Below are 18,791 nucleotides of genomic sequence, written 5' to 3' on the forward strand. Positions count from 1 at the left end.
ATGCTATAGCTTAGCTGAGCGGCAAACTGGTCAAAATTCCCGGACCACCTCTCCTTTCGCTGCTAGGTGTTTGATCCCACGATTTGATGAAGCGATCCATTCATTGGAATGGAAGGAAGCCCTATGGGACAAGTTCGTCATGGAAGCGCCACGACCACGCACGCTGTCCGAGCAATACGAGCCGATCGCAAGCTTCGCTCGCGCAGCTGAGCTTGGGGTCCAAGCGATAAGGGATTGATCAGTGGATCAATCGCCGCGCAGGACGGCATCAACCCCAAGACCGTTGCGAAGTGGCGCAAGCGCGCAACGGTCGAGGATATGAAGACCGCCCCATCGGAACCGCGCTCGACGGTTCTGTCCGAGGCGGAGGAAGCGATGATCATCGCTTTCGACGGTACACGCTCCTGCCTGTCTGGCGCAACCTCGGCGTGGTTCATCAGGTTGCGAGCCAAGATCATCTCCCACCTAGAGTGGATCTTGAAACACAGGACGCGGGCCAGCGGAATCCCTTTTTCAACACAACCTAGGCATTGCCTGCCGCCTAGGCATTGCCTGCCGCTCTACTTCACCAAAGTAGCGCTGCACCCAGCCGAAAGACGGGCGGGATGAACACCATGCCGTTGCTCTCGGAACTGAGGACAGGTGGTTGGTACCGTTCCCGCTCCCGGCCCGTGCTTGGTATGCTCAAATGTTATTGCTATCAGAAGTAACATATATTTGATATATCCTCTTCAACCCTGCAAGTTCGCGAAATGACTGGGTCCACCGAAGGAAGAGGCGGTGGGTTCATGTTGGACGGCCAGAGTGGTCCGGTTTTCCGAGGATCGCCGTAGTGCCGCTGGTCTTATGGGGAGGATAGAAATGCTTGATTTTCGTAACGTGGCAATCGCCACCGGCGTTGCTGCGACACTTGCGCTTTGGTCAGTGCTGCCGGCCACGGCTCAGGATCAGATCACCATCAAGTTCAGCCATGTCGTCGCACCCGACACCCCCAAGGGCAAAGGGGCCGAGCGGTTCAAGGAGCTGGCCGAGAAGTATACGGACGGCCGCGTGAAGGTAGAAATCTACCCCAACAGCCAACTCTACAAGGACAAGGAGGAGCTGGAGGCCCTGCAGATGGGAGCCGTCCAGATGCTGGCACCGTCGCTGGCCAAGTTCGGCCCCCTCGGCGTGCCGGAGTTCGAGCTGTTCGATCTGCCAATGCTGTTCAAGGACCGCGCAGACCTTCGCAAGATCACCGAGGGTGATGTGGGACAAAATCTTATGTCCAAACTGGATGCCAAAGGCATCAAGGGGCTGGCCTACTGGGACAATGGCTTCAAGATCATGACCGCGAATTCCCCCGTCGTGACGCCCGATGACTTCCTGGGCCTGAAGATGCGCATCCAATCCTCAAAGATCCTCGAAGCGCAGTTCGAGGCGCTTGGTGCCGTGCCTCAGGTGATGGCTTTCTCCGAGGTCTATCAGGGCCTGCAGACCGGCGTTGTCGATGGCACCGAAAATACGCCCTCGAACACCTATACACAGCGGGTGAACGAGGTGCAGAAATACGCGACCGTGTCGAACCATGGCTATATTGGCTATGCGGTCATCGTGAACAAGGCGTTCTGGGAGGGGATCCCGGACGATGTGCGCGGCGAACTGGACAAGGCGATGGCAGAGGCCACGATCTATGCCAACGACATTGCGGAGAACGAGAACGCCACGGCGCTGCAGGCCATGCGTGATGCGGGAACGACGCAGTTCCATGACATGACCGAGGATGAGCGAGCCGAGTGGTTCGAGGTTCTCCAACCCGTGCATGAGAAGATGTCAAACCGCATTGGCGCCGATCTGATCAAGCAGACTTACAGCGCTCTGGGTATCGAATAAGCCGGATATCAGGCCGGGGGCGCAGGTCGCGCCCCCCCATTCAAAGAGGTTTGCCATGCTATTGCGCATCCTCGACCGCTTCGAAGAAATCCTGATCTCGGTGTTGATGGCCCTGGCCGTCATCCTGATCTTCGTTGCCGTCGTTCACCGTTTCTCTCTGGGTATCGCGGCCGATCTGGTCGGCTGGGCCCGCGCCAATGACATGGAGACCCTGCAGGCTATGGCACGGTCTTCCTTCAGGTGGATAAACTCGCTGAAGCTCACCTGGGCGCAGGAAGCCTGCATCTATCTTTTCGTCTGGATGGCGAAGTTCGGCGCTGCTTATGGCGTCAGAATCGGCATCCACGTCGGCGTCGATCTTCTGGTGAACAAGCTGGAGGGTCGCAGCAAGAAGATAATGACCATCATAGCCATGTCCGGCGGCATCCTTTTCACCGCGATCGTAACCTGGATCGGAACGAAATTCGTCTGGCATACCTATCTCGGCGGCCAGATCTCCGCAGACCTGGAGATCAAGATGTGGCTCGTCTATCTGGCCGTGCCGCTCGGGTCGGCGCTGATGTGCTTCCGCTTCATTCAGGCACTGCGTCTGTATCTGACCACCGGATACATCGCGCATCACGACATAGGAGAAATCGAAGGCATCGAAGAGAATGCCGATATCGCCGCGGAGGGCAAGGCGTGACCGCGATCATCATCTTTCTGATCCTGACGATCCTGCTCATCACCGGCATGCCGGTCTCTATCGCGCTCGGCCTGACGGTATTCACCTTTCTCTTCGGCTTCACCAGCATCCCGATGGACAGCATCGCGCTGAAGCTGTTCACGGGGATCGAGAAGTTCGAGATCATGGCGATCCCGTTCTTCATCCTCGCAGGCAATTTCCTGACGCATGGCGGCGTGGCGCGACGCATGATCCGCTTCGCAACTTCGCTGGTGGGACACTGGCATGGCGGAATGGCGCTGGCCTCCGTGCTGGCCTGTGCGCTGTTCGCGGCTATTTCGGGCTCGTCGCCTGCAACGGTGATGGCGGTAGGCTCCATCATGGTGCCGGCCATGGTCAAGATGGGCTACCCGCGGGAATTTGCCGTGGCTCCCGTCGCGACCGCCGGCGGGCTCGGCATCCTGATCCCGCCCTCAATCGTCATGGTGATGTATTCGGTGGCGACATCGGGGATGATCGTGACCGGGCCGAATGGCGAAAGCGTCGCCTCGGCATCCATCGGCGAGATGTTCATTGCGGGCGTCGTTCCGGGGCTGATCCTCGCCATGATGCTGGGCGTCACGACCTATTGGCGCGCGCGGACGAAAAACTACCCCCGCCTTCCGCGCACATCCTACCGGGAAAGGTGGAAGGCGTTCCGCGAGTCCATCTGGGGCCTGATGCTGATCGTCATCATCATGGGCGGCATCTATGGCGGCATCTTCACGCCGACGGAAGCCGCAGGGGTCAGCGCCGTCTATGCCTTCTTCATCGCGGTCTTCGTTTACAAGGACATCAAACTGCGCGACGTGCCGCGGGTGCTGCTGAATTCGGCCGCGATGTCGGCGATGCTGCTCTACATCATCACCAACGCCGTGATGTTCGCCTTCATCCTGACCTCCGAGCAGATCCCGCAGGCAATGTCCGCCTGGATCGTGGACCTCGGTCTTGGCTGGGTCGGTTTCCTGCTGGTGGTGAACATCCTGCTGCTGCTGGTAGGCATGGTGATGGAGCCTTCCGCGATCGTTCTGATCATGGCGCCCATCCTGTTTCCCGTCGCCGTGAAGCTCGGCATCGATCCCGTGCATTTCGGCATCATGATGGTGGTCAACATGGAGATCGGGTTGTGTACGCCACCTGTTGGTCTCAACCTCTATGTCGGCTCAGCGATATCGCGTCTAGGGCTGACGGCAGTGTCGGTGGCGGTTGTGCCCTGGCTGGTTACGGCACTGATATTCCTTGCGCTGATCACCTATGTGCCGGCGGTCACCATGGTGCTGCCGAACCTGCTCGGGTTCTGAAGCGGAAGCTGCAGGCAAGCAAAAGGGCCGCGGTAGCGGCCCTTTTTTCGTCTATGGCTCAAGCCTGTCTGCGCCATCGCAGCGGCCCGCTGCGGTGAACCGCATCGCCGCGGGCATCGACCGCAACCGTCACAGGCATGTCGCGCACGACGAATTCGTGGATCGCCTCCATTCCAAGATCGTCGAAGGCCACGACGCGTGCCTCGCGTATTGCCTGCGATACCAGATAGGCCGCGCCCCCAACCGCAATCAGATAGGCGGCGCCGTTCCGGGCAATCGCCTCAACCGTTGCATCGCCTCGCTCTGCCTTGCCGATCATCACCGACACACCGAGCGCGTCGAGCATCATGTCGCTGTAGCGATCCATCCTTGTCGATGTCGTGGGGCCAGCCGGTCCCACCACCTCGTCGCGAACCGGATCGACGGGACCGACGTAGTAGATCGCCCTGTCGCGGAACTCGACCGGCAGCGGTTGACCCACGGCCATCATCTGTTCGATCCGCCGGTGCGCAGCATCGCGCCCGGTCAGGAGATGCCCCGATAGCAGCAGCGATTCCCCCGGCTTCCAGGTGGCGATATCGGAGCGGGTCAGCCCGTCCAGATCGACACGGCGGGCGTCTTTCCACGCATCGCGGAAATCGAGATCCGGCCAGTCCGACAAGTCGGGCGGAGACAGGCGTGCCGGTCCGCTGCCATCCAACGCGAAATGGACATGCCGGGTCGCCGCGCAGTTCGGCACCAGTGCCACAGGCAGAGAGGCCGCATGTGTCGGGAAGCTGCGCACCTTCACGTCGAGAACGGTGGTCATCCCTCCCAAACCCTGCGCCCCGATGCCGAGGGCGTTGATCCGGTCGATCAGCTCCAGGCGGAGTTCCTCCTCCGCCGTGGAGGCGCCCCGGGCGCGCAGCTCCGTGGCATCGATCGGCTCGTTCAGCGACTGCTTGGCCATCACCATCGCCTTGTCCACGCTGCCGCCGATACCGATGCCCAGAATGCCCGGCGGACACCAGCCCGCCCCCATTTTCTCCACCGTTTCGACGACCCAGTCGGCCACCGAAGCAGAGGGGTTCAGCACCGCGAATTTCGTCTTGTTCTCAGACCCGCCTCCCTTGGCGGAGACATCGAATTCGACCCGGTCGCCGGCCACCATCTCGACATGCAGCATCGCCGGCGCATTGTCCCGCGTATTGGCCCGCCGCCCGAAAGGATCGGCCACGACAGAGGCCCGCAGCGGATTTTCATCCGCCAAATAAGCGCGACGCACGGCGTCATCGACGATCTCCTGCAAGGGCCGGTCCCAGTCGAGCCGCGCCTTCACCCCGATCCGTGCGGTGATGTTGGCAACGCCGGTATCCTGACAGATCGGCCGGTGCCCGATTGCGGCCATACGGGAATTGACCAGGATCTGCGTCATCGCATCGCGGGCAGCCGGGCTTTCCTCCGTCTGCCACGCAGCGGAAAGCGCCCGGATGAAATCCTGCGGATGATAATAGCTTATGAAATGAAGCGCGTCGGCGACACTGTCGATCACGTGGCGCTCGCTGATGGCTGTCATGTCTCCCACCCAAGATTTGCTGGCAATGTATCGCTAGCGGTCGATCACTTGGGCACCGATCCAGCGACCGGTGCGCGCCAGATCGCGCAGTGTTTCACGCGCCAGCGCCAGAACAACGGAGACGGCATTGGTCATCGGCCGGTTCGTGGAGTGGGCGAGATAGATATGCCTTACCACCTGTGGCCCGGAAATGGTCCAGCTGCGCAGCCTTCCTTCCCCCACCTCGGCCGTTATGGCGTTCCGGGGAAGAACGGAGTATCCGAGGCCTTCCGCAACCAATGCCTTGATATTACTGTATGAATCTACGTCAATAATCGTATTCAGCTCGACTGCGGCCGCTTTGGCATGCTGGTCCAGAAGGTCGCGCAACCCGTGGCCCTTGTCGGGAAGGATCAAGGGGAGTTCGGCCACCCGGCCAAAGGAAAGATCACTGCCGGGGGGAGGAAACTGTTCAGAGCGCAATCCATCCGCTGGTCCGAAGAACTGAAGCCCCTCCGCCAGAAGTTGTTCCGTGTGAATGCCGTGTTCCGCAGCCTGACCGTAAAGGACCGCTAGATCGATCCTTTCGTCCCGCAGCCATTCCAGAATGAATCCACTCATCGCCTCGGCGATGCGCAGCTTGATTTTCGGATAGCGGAGATGCACTGCCGTGATGAGGGGAACAGCCAGAATCTGGCCGATTGTACCCGGCACTCCCAGCCGCACCTCCCCTTCGGGATCATTCAGATGGCCGCGGATTTCCTCTTCGGCTACGGTAAGCTGGTCCAGCATAATACGGGCATGGCGCAAGAGAATTCGGCCCGCCTCCGTCGGCTCGACCCCACTCGGCGTGCGGAAAAGCAACGTCGCCCCCAGATCCGCCTCCATATTCAGGACGTGACGCGAGAGCGCGGGTTGGGCAACATGAAGGAAATTTCCCGCCCGCGACAGTGAGCCTTGCTCTACAATCGCTACAAAATAGCGAAGTTGCCGAAGGTCGATCATCGCTGCGACATCCGATTTGCCGTCAGTGTCCAGCAGACCATCGGCTGTATCAATACCGCCATACCGCCGACACTATGGATATTGTCGCGCCACGCGCGCGCCAGCGCGGCTTCGTTCCTGCGGGCGATTTCTGCCCTTTCGGGCAGCACCCGCGCCAGATAGCCGATGAAATCAGGCAATCCAGTGAAGTGGTTTTCGCGGTTCCAGCGGCGCAAATCGCGCAGAATCGCCTTATCCTCGGAAATCAGCGTTTCCACCGCGCTTGCGGCCTGAGCCCGGATCCGTGTTTCATCCTCGATCGGGCGCATGGCCCGAAAAAAACTGCCCTGCGCGAGAGGTTCGATCACAAGCAGAATGCCTTTGGAACGGATTGTCGAGATTGCGCCCATCAGCGCGTCCTGCATCCGATCGGGAGAGACATGATGCAGTGAATTGACGAAACAGGCGGCATCGAACTGGCCCATGGACCCGGGCAGCGCTTCAGCGGGAGCGCAATGAAACTCCGCCCCCGGCAGTCGTTGACGAGCCCGTTCCAATGCGTCCGCCGAGGGGTCGATGCCCGCCACGTCGAACCCGCGTCCGTCGAGCGCCGCCGTGAGAGTACCGTCGCCACAGCCAATGTCCAGAACGGACCGTACGCCGTGATCAGCAAATGCCGAGGTCAGTACCGACAGCGTATCCGCGCTAGTCCTTCGCAGGGGGCTGTCAGTGAGGGCGGCGGCGTGGTCGGTTTCGAGCTCGAACATGTTCTTCCCAGATGCTGGCTCACCGGATCACGGTTGCAGACAAACATCAAATAGAGTGATTGTGGCCCGTGTATATCATAATGTTATGGCTGTGCCACCATACGCTTGCCATGATCGGCCTGTCCCGCACTCACTTCAGGCCTATGGAAGCAGCGCGCCGCCCTTTGGCAAAGCGTTGCCAGTACGACAATTGTCAGCGATGTAGCGGTGTTGCGGAAGCCCCGCGTCTGAGCGGCGTCCTCCGGTGCCTACCGTCCGCCACACCTCTGGCATGAGCAACCCGAGCTTGCCCGGGACCGCCGGAGAACCGCCCGGGAAGGCATTGCCCCCCTTCCTCCCGCCAGCGGCTGAGGTGCGCTGCCGGTTCGCGGCATCTGTGGCGGAAGAAGTGTTGCAGCGTGCGCCGCTCGGCCCTGAACGAGGGTCTTCCGATAACACTTGGGCCTCTACGTGCCGAACAGCAGCCCGGCTCCTGCACCACCCGTTGCGAAACTCCATCGGCAACGCTTCCAGCAATCCTATGAGGATGGCATCCCATTTCCCGAGACCTCCGCGATCCCGAAGCGGCGCGATGTTCCAGCCCAATAAGACTGTTAAACGGTCCACTCCTTTTCAATCTGTCGCATGAAAGGAGTGTTCACTTCCCTCCTCCCTTGTCTGCGGCGATATCCAAGAAGTTCATTCGGACAGATGCGCTCGTCGTCCCAACCCTTGTGATCGGCAATGGGGTAAAAACATACGCCCTCCACCGGAATTCCTCTCTGCCGCGCCCGGACAACCTTCTCCCGTACATAACGGCATCATGGACCGCGCCGATTGCCCTCGGTTCCGGTCTCCGCCACCACGATCGGACGGTCATAACGCGCGGAAACGTCGAACAGCAGGTCCGAAAGCGGACGATACGCCGGGTGATCGACGTCGATGACGGGGCCTGCATGGATCCACTGGTTGTTGCAGTAGTAGTTGACGCCCACCAGGTCGAGAAACTCCAGCGCGCCGCCGATCTGAGGCCAAAGACGACCCGACAACAGGTCGAATGCCTGAAACTGCGCCTCATGATGACCCCGAGCCTCCCAATAGGGCCGGAGCTGCGCCGGGTCGTGATGAACCGCGATCAACGGCTCCGCGGTGAGAAACCGTGCCCGCGGATCAACTGCGCGCAATTCGGCCATCGCGGCGAGGGAGGCGCGGGCAAGGTGAACCTTCAGTTCATACCCGCGACCGGCGGATGCCTATCCCATGGATCACTCAAGGCGCCGTAATAAAATAGGTTTCTATCTCCTCTATGAAGAAGATCTCAATCAGCTCCCGCAGCGCCGGAGTGGCCAAGACGACGCCTATCCGCAACCTTGGGTGCCCATGCCGGTGGAGATAGACGCCGCGGCATAAAATGGCCCGGGGAATAGGGCAAGACGGCGTTATATCGGTGTTGTTAACAGAGATTCGTTGAAAAATGCTGGGGATCTTTCGGATTTCAGTCGGGACCGGCTGCGGTCTTCCATGCGTCGAAGGCCTCGCGAGGCATTGCCAAATTGCTCGGGATGGCTCTGGTGGATAGGCATCCCTAACAAGTTGGCAATGCCCTCCGGACATCTGACCCGCTTCGACGACCAGATCAGGTTCGCGACGGAAGGTGCGTTCGCGATCTAGCCAGTGCTGTCTGGAAAGTCCGATATGGTTTTCACCGTTCGGCGTCACCGAGGGGCCGGCCGCCCATCTCCGTCCCCACACCACCTTGATCTCGACGCCGGTCTGACCGGCGCCGACGCCTTCATCTGGCTCGCTCCCATCCGGCTGATCGCACTAGTTGCGGCCGAGGCCGGTCCGTCATTTCTTCACGAGGGGACATTCGCTTTCGGCAAGGCTTCGGAATGCCACATCGCCGGGGACAACAGTCTCCATTGTCGCAAGATCCCAGGCGCTCTGCGACTCTGTCGGTGATTTGACCCGCATGAGATACATGTCATGCACCATCCGGCCGTCGATCCGCAGGGTGCCGTTGGGCGTGAACGCGTCATGCACCGGAAGGTCACGCATGGCCTGAAGCACCGGCCCCGCTTCGACCGTGCCGGCCTTGTCGACCGCCTTCAGATAGTGCTTCACCGCCGAATAGCTGCCAGCCATGTTCATGTTCGGATTGGTGCCGGTCCGCGCGCGGAAGGCGTCGGCAAAGGCGCGGCTTTCTTCGGTCAGGGTCCAGTCGAAAGCGGTTGCGTAGCGAATATTCTGGGCGAGCTCGAGCCCGATCGACTTGATGTCGTTGTCCATCAGCACCATGGCCGCAACCTGTTGACCCGCCTGACCAAGACCGAATTCGTTCGCCTGCTTGATCGCGTTCACAGCATCGGACCCCGCGTTGGCCAGCGCGATGACATCCGCTCCTGAAGCCTGCGCCTGCAGCAGGAAGGAGGAGAAATCCACCGTGTTGAGCGGTGCGCGGACGGAGCCCACGACTTCCCCACCAGTTTCCTTCAGTACGGCGGTCGCGTCGTTCTCAAGCTGTGTACCGAAAGCGTAGTCTGCCGTGATGAAGAACCACTTCTTCTTGCCGCTTTCAGCCAGTGCGCGGCCGATGGAATGGGCGATCCCGTAAGTGTCGTAGGTCCAGTGCACCGAGTTGGGTCGGCAGTCCTTGTTCGTCAGGTTGGACCCTCCCGCCGATGTCAGCAAGGCGACCTTGTCGAACTCCTCTGCCAACTGGCCGACGGAGAGCGCCATAGCCGTGGAGGGTAGATCGACAACCACATCCACGCCGTCCGCTTCGAACCACTTGCGGGTGATGGAGGCCGCAACATCCGGCTTCAGTTGACTATCCGCCCAGATCACCTCGATCTTCCGCCCTCCGACCTCCCCCCCGGCCTCCTCGGCCGCCATCTTGACGGCCTCGACAAGCTTCGGCCCGCCGATGTCCGCATAGGCGGAGCTGTGGTCGCCCAGCACCCCGATGACGATCCTGTCTCCGGCGGCCCATATGGGCGCCGCACTCCCCCCCGCAAGGCCGAGCGCGATTGCCGCGGCCGCCAACAGGTCACTGCGCTTCATGTCTCCTACCCCCTTGCCCCGCGCCGCTCTCCCCGGTCGTCACGAGAGCATCTCCTTGAGTTGACGTTTCAGTATTTTGCCGTTGGCGTTGCGCGGCAAAGCTGCTGACGTCAACGTGAAGGTTTCCGGCACCTTGTAGTCGGCAAGCTCGCGGGCACAGAACGCCCGCAACGTCTCGGACGACAGCCCCTGGCGTTCGGCAACGATGAAGGCATGCACCCGCTCACCAAGCACAGGATCGGGTCGGCCGACGACAGCGGCCTCGATCACGTCGGGATGGGCCATCAGCACATGCTCGACCTCGGCGCTGAAAATCTTGTAGCCACCCCGATTGACCAGATCCTTGCGCCGATCATGGATACGCAGATAACCCTCGGGCGTCACCTCGCCGATGTCGCCCGAATGCCAGTAACCTGCGGTGAAATCCTTCGCGTTTTCCACTGGCCGGTTCCAGTAACCCGGCACGACCATCGGGCCGCGAATCCACAATTCCCCGATCTTTCCGAGCGGGCATTCGCGCCCGTCGTCATCCATGATGAGCACTTCCGCACAGGCGACCGGCTTTCCGATCGTGTCGAACAGTGCAGGCTCGGCACCAAGCGGCATAAGGGTGGTGGGTGAGGTCGTCTCTGTTGCGCCATAGGCATTGACAAGATTCAGCCCGGGCAGCAGTTGCGCAAGCTTGGCGATGCTCGCCACCGGCATGACCGCGCCGCCATAGGCGCCGATACGCCAGTGCGAGAGGGCGTGCGCCGACAGGTCCTCCCGCAGCAGCAGAAGGTTGTACATCGCCGGAACGAGGATGGTGTAGCTCATTGCTTCGACGGCAGCGATGCGCACAAATTCCGCGGTGTTGAACTGCTCCATCATCACCAGCTTCGCCCCGACCCCGAGCGCGGCCATCACCAATCCTATGAGACCAGTGATATGGGTGGCCGGCACGACGAGTAGCGCTGTATCCTCGCACGTCAGGCCGAGGTGGGCCTCGTAGTGCAGCATGGAGTGCAGCACGCCCAGACCGCTCAGCATCGCGCCCTTGGGTCTGCCGGTGGTCCCAGAGGTGTAGACGATGCAGGCCGTCGCATCTTCGTCCAGCTGGGCTGGCGCATCCCAGGCCGCTCCTGCGGCGGGGGCCTCCCAGATCTCACCGATGGTCAGCGACCAGGACGATGTGCCGAGGGTCCCGGCAACGCGGTCCGCCGCATCGCAGGCCGGATCGTAGATCAGGCCCGAAGCGCTGCAATCGTCAAGGATGAATCCGATCTCGGGGGCTGCCTCGCGGACGTTCATCGGCACCGGGATCGCCCCGAGGCGCATGATCGCCAGAACGGTGATTACAAATTCCGCCCGATTCGGCACCACGACGCCTAGACGGTCTCCAGCGCGCAGCCCTCTGGCCTGCAAAAGCCCGGCGGCAGCGGCGATCCGCGCGTCAAGCTGCCCATAGGTCAGTCGACGATAGCCATCGACCACGGCCTCTCGCTCAGAGTGGCGCGCAAAAGTCTCCATCAGCTTGGCAACGACCGACGCCGGTCTTTCCGCAAAGCACCGGATCACACGGTTGCCGAAATGCGCCTCCCTCCGGAGCCTCATCCTTTCCGACACGAAGCGACCTCCCCGTCCGTTCGTCCCGTTAAGATAATAGTACTTCAGACGGCCTTCGCGTAAGTTTATTGGAAAGGGAGATGGGTCTCTCGCTGCTCCTGTAGTGCGGCGGACACGTTTTGGGTTTTCGCGCGCGTTCCACCGCACGGCATAGCGACGATCAGGTAACGCATACCGCACGCCGATCCTTGACGAGCGCATGACCGATGAACCGGGAGCCGCATGGCATGGTATTCGAGCTTGTGCACAGCCCCTGCGTGGGTTCTCACCGGCAGGTTCGTGATCTACTTTTCCAAGACGGGGCTCGCCGGATCCGAACCCGACCGCAATAGGCTTCCACGTGACCGCTTTCGCGTTGCGTTGCGGACGGGCCTCGGCACACAGATGCCGTGCCGCAGCGGTCATAGCATCACTGTCGGCGCCCTCCCGGGGGAGGTCCGTTTTCCGAGAGCCGTTATGCGTCGATCGCTCCTGACCGGGCGAGAACTTGTACGGCCTGCGCTGTAGTGCTGACGGCCAAACGATGCCGGATACGCCGGAGATGGTTTTCGATCGTGCGCTCCGACAGACCGAGCAGCAACGCCACATCGGCTTGTCGACGTCCCGAGGCAATCCAGCGAATGACCTCCAATTCCCGCTCCGAGAGACTCGGGACAGTGGATGACGATGCCGAACCGGCCAAGCGAAGGGCCGCGTGCAACGTCGCGGGGGCGATCAACGACAACGCCAAGCGAGTCTCGACACTGCTGTCGATGGTAAGGCCGCCGAAGCTCATGGCCCCGATCAGGCCGGCATGGCCGAAGATCGGCACCTGCAATCCCTTGATCCCGGCTCCATAGGGGCGGGCGACAACACGATATGTTTCCCGCTGTCCTTCGCCCGTCTTGATCCAGAAGAACGGGTGATCGGTTTCCAGCACATGCCGGTTAACCGGGCAGCGCGCTATATAGGCGTCCGGCGTCACCGCTTCCCCGTTGCCGAACCAGTTGCCCTCCAACCATAGCAACTGTTCAACGACCCCCGCGCCGGGAGGCGGGGGGGTGTAGAGAACGAACCGATCATAGCCGAGCGGGCCGGCAAACACGCGAACGGAACGACAGACCGTGGCCATGTCATCACTGTTCTCGATCGTGGCGACCGTTGCAGCTGTCCGCGCCAGCGCCGACCCGCTCATGATCAGGGCGCCGTCACATCGGCAAGCAGCGTTTCCGCCGCCAGCTTGCCCAGTTCGTTCGCAGCGAATGGGCTGGCCCCGGTCAGCAGCTTACGATCCTTGTGCGTGGACTTGTCGGGATCAGTGTTGGCGATCGTCACTCCCAGCGTTTTCAGCTTTTCGCCGAAATGCCAAGTCAGATGGCCGGGCATGTAGCCGATCTCCGGGGTCATGCGGTCCGAAGCGTCCGGGAAGGCGGTGATCGTGTAACCCGCAAAGGGAAATGCCTCGCCGTCGATCTTTGGGGTGCAGGCAAGCAGCGCCGCCGGACCGTGGCAGATCGAGATGATATGACGATCCTGATCGAGCGCCCAGCGAAGCACATCGCCGACTTCCTCACTGAAGGGCAACCCCGCCAGCGGGCCATGGCCACCGGGAATGAACACCGCAACATAATCGCTGTCCGCTCCCAGCCCGGCAACCACGTCCGACAGCTTCATCGGCTTCTGGAACTGCTCCAGATAGGCTTCATGCAGGGAGGTGATGGCCTCATCTTCCTTAGGCATCGCCCAGAATTCGAACTTCACCGGGTTGCCTGAAACGGTCGCGATGTCGAACTCGAATCCCGCCTTGTGCAGGTGGTACATCGGCAACAGCGTTTCGACAGGATGGTTGCCCGTCGAGAACAGCGTGCCGTTCTCCATCTTCAGGTAGCGTTCGTCGGTGCCGATCATGAGGATGCGACCCCTGCCCGTATAAGGTTGGGGATAGTCTGCCCCTTCCAGATCGCTCTTTGCGCTGGTGAATTGCGACAGCGAGAACTTCGATGGAAAGAAGGCGTTGAACTCCGCCTCGTCCGGTTGTGGTTCTTTGCTCAGGGGAAAAATGGTCATCGTCGGTCTCCTTCGACAACCAAGATAAGAAGTCCTGACTCGATTGAAATGCGGGATTTCCCTCAATCCGGCGTTCTTATACCGCATGCCCCCAACACCATATGATCGCCGATGAAATGTCCCGGAGCAGGCGAATGAGTATCGCAGCCCTGCCTCAACCAGCGCCACCCCTGCCTTGCGGGATCATCCGCTTATCAATCTCGGGAAGGCCAAGAGCCCAGCGTAGAAGGCTCATGCTTGCTCCTCACCCCTCTTGGCATTGCGAGCTGGCCATGTCTCGGATCACGTTGCCGCCCATTATATGCGGGTGTGTACATTCTGGATTTCTCGAAGCCGGTTCGGCCTCTTTCCCTAGCAGGTTGCTGAAAACGCTTTTTGGCCTGTATTGTAGTGGAAATCGTTCGCCATTTGACGAAATCCAGCCGGAAATCCATATATTTCCGGCCTGATCTTCCGATTTCTCGCACATAGCATGACACTTCAGGACTTTTTCAGCAGCCTGCGAAAGCTGGAAACGAAACGGCCCTTCAGGCAGCATCTTCTGCAAGGTGAGAAATCGCGTCCTGAGGTTCACAGCCCGTTGGTTTTCTGGCTATGATTCAGAAGGCCCCGAGGAGATATTTTGACCAACAAACTATCTTGGCAACCGGACGCGCAGATGGCTCAGCCCTTCCCTGCTTTCCCGGAAACCACGGCCACCTTCCTCTCAACCCCCTGCAGCTAAGATCAGTCACAAAAGTGCAGGCTGCCGTCGGAGAGCGTTTCGCGCCGAAGGGGGACGCCGTAGAGGACGGAGAGATGAGCCGGGGTCATCACCTCCGCGATACTGCCGCTGGCAACCACGCTGCCCCTCCCCACCAGAATGGCTTGATCACCGAGCGCCGCAGCCTGGTCGGGGTCATGGGTGGAAAGGATCACCGCCACGCCGCGCCCAGCCAAATCACGGATCGCCCGAACCACGCGGATGCGGTTGGCGATGTCCAGGCTGGCAGTAGGTTCATCCATCACGACGGCGCGCGCCCCTTGCGCAAGCGCGCGAGCGATGAGCACCATCTGCCGCTGGCCGCCGGAGAGGCGGGTGATCTCCGACATGGCCAGATCGGCGATGCCGAGGGCCGCCATGGCCTCCATGGCGCGCGCCTCCTCCACCGGGCCGGGGCGGGCGAACGAACTGAGCCGGGCGGCGGCCCCCATGAGCACCAGATCCAGCGCGCAGAAAGCAAAGGGTGTGGTCAGCGCCTGCGGCACATGGGCCAGCGCAGCGGCGATCTGCGCGCGCGGCAGATGGCGGAGGGAGTGCCCCTCCAGCAGCACCTCGCCCGCGAGCGGCGGCAGAAGGCCCAGCAGGGTCCGGAAGAGCGTGGTCTTTCCCGCGCCGTTGGGACCGAGCAGGCAGAGGATCTGCCCGGCCTCCAGCGTGAGGTCGATGCCGCTCAGCACCGGCTTGCCACGATGGCCCACGATCAGAGCGCGGGCCTGCACCAGAGGGTTCACTCCACCCACCCCCGTGCCCCCCGTGCGAGCAACCAGACGAAGATCGGCGCGCCCAGCACGGCGGTCAGAATCCCCAGCGGCACCTCGATCAGCGCAATGGAGCGGGCGGCGACGTCAACGAGCACCATGAACCCCGCGCCGATCAACGTGGCGGCGGGCAGCAGCCGGTCGAACCGTGGCCCGGTCAGCAGCCGCGCCATATGCGGCACCATCAGCCCGACCCAGCCGATCACCCCCGCCAGCGCCACGGCGGCAGAGGTCATCAGCGTGGCGCTGACTATCACCAGTAGGCGCAGACGCGCCGCCTCCACCCCCATCGACCGGGCCTCATCATCGCCGAGCGCCAGAAGCCCGATCCGCCAGCGCAGCAGGATAAGGGGCGCAAGCCCGCACAGGATCGCGGGCAGAGCAGCCGCGACATCGGCGCGCTTCGCCCCGGCGAGGCTTCCCATCAACCAGAAGGTGATGGCGGGTAGTTGCTGCTCCGGGTCGGCAAGCAGCTTCACCAACGAGATACCCGCCCCCGCCAGCGCCCCCAACGCGATGCCGCACAGCACCATGATGAGCACCTGTCCCCCGCCCCGGAGCGACAGCGCGAGCAACACGACCAAGGCCACGGTGACAAGCCCGCCGGCAAAGCCCGCCATTTGGATCGCCATCACAGGCAGGCCCAGAAGGATACCCAGAACGGCGCCGAACCCCGCGCCGGCCGAGACGCCCAGGATGTCCGGCGACACCAGCGGGTTGCGAAACGCGGTCTGATAGGCCGCGCCCGCCGCCGCCAGCGCCGCGCCGACCAACGCCGCCGCAAGCACGCGCGGCAGGCGGATATTCCAGAGCACGGTGCTGGCCTGAACATCGCCGCCGCCCGCCAATCCCAGCAGGATCTGGCGCAGCGACAACGGATAGGGACCGATCACCACACCGGCCAGCAGCGCCGCGATTACCCCAACCACCAGCAGGGGAACGAGCCCGCGCTCACTCACCCAGAAGCGCCGAAGTCATCGCGCCGTCGAGCGTCACGCCGTAGAAGAGCCGATAGAAATCCACGACATCGGCATGCAGATTCCCGGTGGCCTGATCCGGGTACAGCTTATGGGCCAGCCATTTCAGCCCGATCAGCCGGTTCACCGACGGCGGCGCGTCGATGAAACCGAAGGGCTGCGCGGGGGCAAGATAGACATGGCCGTTCGCCACCGCCGGGACACCCCGCCATTCGGGCATGGTGCCGACCTTGGCCGCGAAACCGGGGTCGATGGTAATGATCACCTCCGGCGCCCAGGCCTGCACCTGCTCGGGGCTGACGGTGGCAAGGTTCCCGGTCTCTCCGGTGGCGACGTTGCGGCCGCCGACGCGTTCGATGATCTCGGCGTTGATGGAGCCGCGAACGGCGGTTTCCAGCCCCTCCGGTCCGCGGGCGAGATAGACAGAGGGGCGGTGATCCTCGGGGATCTCCGCCAGCAACCTGTCCAGATCCTCGAATGTCCCTTCCGCATAGGTGGCAAGCGCTTCCGCCCGCTCGCGTACGGCAAGCACATCGCCCAGCTGCCGGATCGACTGCGGAAGCCGCGCGAAGGAGCCGTCGATCAGGATATAGGGCACGCCCGCCTGATCCTGCACGCGGGCGGCGAGGTCCTTGTAGGTATCGTTCACCGTGCCGTAGTCGAAGATCAGGTCGGGCCTGGCGGCCAGCAGCACTTCGAGGTTCAGCGTGTCCCCCCTGCCGGTCAGCCGGCCGAGTTCGGGCAGGGCCGCCACCTCCGACCGCAGGAAGGGCATATCGCCCTTTTTCGGCGCGCGGACCCAGCCCACCATCGCCTCCGGCTTCAGCGTGTAGAGGAGCGTCGCGGCGGGCGGCCCTGCGGCGAACACCCGCTCCGGTTGGACGGGCACCATGATCTCGCGCCCGGTCGCATCGGTGACGGTTCGGCCGTCGAGGGCGGCGGCGGGAAGGGCGATGAGCGCGGCAAGCGCCGCCCCCATCAGCGAGACTGCGGAGAAGTATCGCACCAGAGGGCTCCGAATTCGGGTTTGAGGTCGATCAGCGGCGTGCCGTCCACGCAGTCAAGACCGCGCACGGTAAGAATGGTCCCCTCCACCCCCATGAGCCGCACCACCGAGGAGGCGATGGGGTTGGGCCGCAGCGGGGAACGGATAGCGAAGGTACCGATGGAACCGTCGGCGCAATGCGGGTTCTGCCGCACAGCGTCACGCCGCGAAAGATGCATCCAGTAGAGAACCTGCACCTTCTCATGTCGCGCGACTCCTTCCAGCGCCGCGGTCCAGCGGGGGTCGAGCTCGATCCGGCAGGCCGGACCGCTTTCGGCATCGCCCCGCTTGGGACATTCCGCCCGGCTGGTCCACGGCGTGCGGATCCGTCCAATGAACCACAGGCCCGCGTCGAAACGGTCGGGCAGCGCCACGCTCTCCTCATGCGGGCGGAGCGGGTCGGTCTGCATATCTGTCATCAACGCCCCATCAGCTCAGAGGCATTTGCCAGGGCGGCGGCCTGGCCGAAGGCGAAGCCCAGTTCCGTCACCGCCTCGTTGGTGATCGCGGCGGCAATGACCGCCCCGTCTCTGCCCGCACATGGCCGGTGACGGCACCGGTGATGATCTCCACCGCGGCGCCTCGCAGGACGTTGCGCGCAACACGTTTCATGGGCTGCTCGCCCGCGGTGCGATTCGTCGGCAGAGAGCATGACAGACGTCGCGGGGCCGGGCCCGAGCTCGATGTCGGCAGCCAGAGGCCCGCCGCGTTGGCGGCGAAACGGAGAAAGGCACCACCCCATTCCGGGCGATGCCGCGAACCCGCCGGCAGGCCCGCCGCACAGGACTTGCCGATGACTTTCGTCAGCCCGCGCCTTGCCGCCGCCTGCTTGCGCAGCCTGTTGAGGATCAGCCCCCGCGCGACAGCCAAACCGGCCTGGCCCGCAAACCCGACCTGCTGCGGCATCCCGGCCTCCCGGCAATAACCCGAAAGCCCGCTGTCTCGGTTCATGCAGGGCATGCGGACCAGGCCGCGGAGGAGCCGCAACACTGTCTCCCGCCTTCCCCGCCGTTCCTTCGGTCACGGCCCCTACGGAGCCGACCATCCGGATCCCCTCAACCACAGCGTACTCCTTGCCAGGGGCCAAGGCGCGCCTGGTTTCCAGTATCCCGGCCCGATGTGACATACCGGATGTCCACACGCCCTTTCCCCCCGCGCGCATCCCAGCAGCGTTATGTATCGAAGGAACATATCCGCTCATGAATTTCAAGTGGGACACCCCGCGCCAGGCATCGCAGCAGCTTGAAGACCAGCGAAAGCGGAGACCGCTCGCACTCGGCGAATGGCACCGCCGCGAGCGACATGGGACCATGCGCGCGCCGGGGGCAGTTCTTTCCCGCAGGCCGGGCGCATTTGTGACCCATTTCGACGGTGCCGGGGAACAGGCGGCATGA

General features: G+C 62.5%; 16 protein-coding genes and 1 pseudogene. 4 read left to right on the forward strand and 13 right to left on the reverse strand.

Annotated elements, in window-relative coordinates:
* Nucleotides 1-123 precede the first annotated feature (123 nt).
* The 4 genes and pseudogenes from CG51_RS21180 to CG51_RS15860 all read left to right on the forward strand — a co-directional run.
* A pseudogene (locus tag CG51_RS21180) lies at nucleotides 124-387 on the forward strand (hypothetical protein); the annotation flags it as partial.
* A 474-nt stretch (nucleotides 388-861) separates the two neighbouring features.
* Complete coding sequence (locus CG51_RS15850; RefSeq protein ID WP_035746621.1) at nucleotides 862-1,872, forward strand: TRAP transporter substrate-binding protein; 1,011 nt, start codon at nucleotides 862-864, stop codon at nucleotides 1,870-1,872.
* A gap of 55 nt (nucleotides 1,873-1,927) precedes the next feature.
* Nucleotides 1,928-2,557 carry a TRAP transporter small permease gene (locus CG51_RS15855; protein ID WP_035746622.1) on the forward strand — a complete coding sequence of 210 codons (630 nt, stop codon included), beginning with the start codon at nucleotides 1,928-1,930 and terminating at the stop codon, nucleotides 2,555-2,557.
* Complete coding sequence (locus CG51_RS15860) at nucleotides 2,554-3,876, forward strand: TRAP transporter large permease (protein WP_035746623.1); 1,323 nt, start codon at nucleotides 2,554-2,556, stop codon at nucleotides 3,874-3,876. The genes CG51_RS15855 and CG51_RS15860 overlap by 4 nt, the downstream gene beginning before the upstream one ends.
* A 58-nt stretch (nucleotides 3,877-3,934) precedes the next feature.
* Here the strand turns inward: CG51_RS15860 and CG51_RS15865 are convergent, their stop codons facing one another.
* The 13 genes from CG51_RS15865 to CG51_RS20800 form a co-directional block, all read right to left on the reverse strand.
* Nucleotides 3,935-5,431 carry a fumarate hydratase gene (locus CG51_RS15865; protein WP_035746625.1) on the reverse strand — a complete coding sequence of 499 codons (1,497 nt, stop codon included), beginning with the start codon at nucleotides 5,429-5,431 and terminating at the stop codon, nucleotides 3,935-3,937.
* A 33-nt stretch (nucleotides 5,432-5,464) separates the two neighbouring features.
* The gene (locus tag CG51_RS15870) at nucleotides 5,465-6,415 is read right to left on the reverse strand and encodes a LysR substrate-binding domain-containing protein (RefSeq protein ID WP_051930722.1); all 951 of its coding nucleotides are present in this window, start codon (nucleotides 6,413-6,415) and stop codon (nucleotides 5,465-5,467) included.
* Nucleotides 6,412-7,161 (reverse strand): class I SAM-dependent methyltransferase, encoded by a 750-nt coding sequence (locus CG51_RS19275; RefSeq protein ID WP_051930724.1) that lies wholly within the window; start codon nucleotides 7,159-7,161, stop codon nucleotides 6,412-6,414. The genes CG51_RS15870 and CG51_RS19275 overlap by 4 nt, the downstream gene beginning before the upstream one ends.
* An 800-nt stretch (nucleotides 7,162-7,961) precedes the next feature.
* The gene (locus CG51_RS15880) at nucleotides 7,962-8,324 is read right to left on the reverse strand and encodes a hypothetical protein (RefSeq protein ID WP_143412868.1); all 363 of its coding nucleotides are present in this window, start codon (nucleotides 8,322-8,324) and stop codon (nucleotides 7,962-7,964) included.
* A gap of 664 nt (nucleotides 8,325-8,988) precedes the next feature.
* The gene (locus tag CG51_RS15885; RefSeq protein ID WP_035746628.1) at nucleotides 8,989-10,203 is read right to left on the reverse strand and encodes an ABC transporter substrate-binding protein; all 1,215 of its coding nucleotides are present in this window, start codon (nucleotides 10,201-10,203) and stop codon (nucleotides 8,989-8,991) included.
* Between the two features lie 39 nt (nucleotides 10,204-10,242).
* Nucleotides 10,243-11,796 carry a class I adenylate-forming enzyme family protein gene (locus tag CG51_RS15890; protein ID WP_035746629.1) on the reverse strand — a complete coding sequence of 518 codons (1,554 nt, stop codon included), beginning with the start codon at nucleotides 11,794-11,796 and terminating at the stop codon, nucleotides 10,243-10,245.
* 466 nt (nucleotides 11,797-12,262) lie between these two features.
* Nucleotides 12,263-12,982, reverse strand: coding sequence for a PA1136 family autoinducer-binding transcriptional regulator (locus CG51_RS15895; RefSeq protein WP_035746631.1), 720 nt, complete (start codon nucleotides 12,980-12,982; stop codon nucleotides 12,263-12,265).
* Nucleotides 12,983-12,984: 2 nt separating this feature from the next.
* The gene (gene hchA, locus CG51_RS15900; protein ID WP_035746633.1) at nucleotides 12,985-13,854 is read right to left on the reverse strand and encodes a glyoxalase III HchA; all 870 of its coding nucleotides are present in this window, start codon (nucleotides 13,852-13,854) and stop codon (nucleotides 12,985-12,987) included.
* A 726-nt stretch (nucleotides 13,855-14,580) separates the two neighbouring features.
* A complete protein-coding gene (locus CG51_RS15905) occupies nucleotides 14,581-15,348 on the reverse strand; it encodes an ABC transporter ATP-binding protein (RefSeq protein ID WP_233141209.1) in 768 nt (255 codons plus the stop codon).
* Nucleotides 15,345-16,334, reverse strand: a complete 990-nt coding sequence (locus tag CG51_RS15910) for a FecCD family ABC transporter permease (RefSeq protein WP_051930726.1) — start codon at nucleotides 16,332-16,334, stop codon at nucleotides 15,345-15,347. Before CG51_RS15910 ends, CG51_RS15905 begins: the two co-directional genes overlap by 4 nt.
* On the reverse strand, nucleotides 16,327-17,358 hold the full coding sequence (locus CG51_RS15915) for an iron ABC transporter substrate-binding protein (protein ID WP_332888847.1): 1,032 nt from the start codon (nucleotides 17,356-17,358) through the stop codon (nucleotides 16,327-16,329). Before CG51_RS15915 ends, CG51_RS15910 begins: the two co-directional genes overlap by 8 nt.
* Complete coding sequence (locus CG51_RS15920; RefSeq protein WP_035746639.1) at nucleotides 17,331-17,816, reverse strand: SAM-dependent methyltransferase; 486 nt, start codon at nucleotides 17,814-17,816, stop codon at nucleotides 17,331-17,333. The genes CG51_RS15915 and CG51_RS15920 overlap by 28 nt, the downstream gene beginning before the upstream one ends.
* 67 nt (nucleotides 17,817-17,883) lie before the next feature.
* Entirely contained in the window at nucleotides 17,884-18,303 is a 420-nt protein-coding gene (locus tag CG51_RS20800; protein ID WP_233141210.1) for a DEAD/DEAH box helicase family protein, read from the reverse strand.
* Nucleotides 18,304-18,791 lie beyond the last annotated feature (488 nt).

This window comes from Haematobacter missouriensis (assembly GCF_000740775.1).
In the GTDB taxonomy this organism is placed as follows: domain Bacteria; phylum Pseudomonadota; class Alphaproteobacteria; order Rhodobacterales; family Rhodobacteraceae; genus Haematobacter; species Haematobacter missouriensis.

Excerpts from the sequence above, each read along its gene's own strand:
- CG51_RS15850 (WP_035746621.1), top strand. The coding sequence starts at position 862 with ATGCTTGATTTTCGTAACGTGGCAATCGCCACCGGCGTTGCTGCGACA.
- CG51_RS20800 (WP_233141210.1), bottom strand. The coding sequence starts at position 18,303 with ATGCCGCAGCAGGTCGGGTTTGCGGGCCAGGCCGGTTTGGCTGTCGCG.
- CG51_RS19275 (WP_051930724.1), bottom strand. The coding sequence starts at position 7,161 with ATGTTCGAGCTCGAAACCGACCACGCCGCCGCCCTCACTGACAGCCCC.
- hchA (WP_035746633.1), bottom strand. The coding sequence starts at position 13,854 with ATGACCATTTTTCCCCTGAGCAAAGAACCACAACCGGACGAGGCGGAG.
- CG51_RS15865 (WP_035746625.1), bottom strand. The coding sequence starts at position 5,431 with ATGACAGCCATCAGCGAGCGCCACGTGATCGACAGTGTCGCCGACGCG.
- CG51_RS15920 (WP_035746639.1), bottom strand. The coding sequence starts at position 17,816 with ATGACAGATATGCAGACCGACCCGCTCCGCCCGCATGAGGAGAGCGTG.
- CG51_RS15885 (WP_035746628.1), bottom strand. The coding sequence starts at position 10,203 with ATGAAGCGCAGTGACCTGTTGGCGGCCGCGGCAATCGCGCTCGGCCTT.
- CG51_RS15895 (WP_035746631.1), bottom strand. The coding sequence starts at position 12,982 with ATGAGCGGGTCGGCGCTGGCGCGGACAGCTGCAACGGTCGCCACGATC.
- CG51_RS15855 (WP_035746622.1), top strand. The coding sequence starts at position 1,928 with ATGCTATTGCGCATCCTCGACCGCTTCGAAGAAATCCTGATCTCGGTG.
- CG51_RS15870 (WP_051930722.1), bottom strand. The coding sequence starts at position 6,415 with ATGATCGACCTTCGGCAACTTCGCTATTTTGTAGCGATTGTAGAGCAA.
- CG51_RS15890 (WP_035746629.1), bottom strand. The coding sequence starts at position 11,796 with ATGAGGCTCCGGAGGGAGGCGCATTTCGGCAACCGTGTGATCCGGTGC.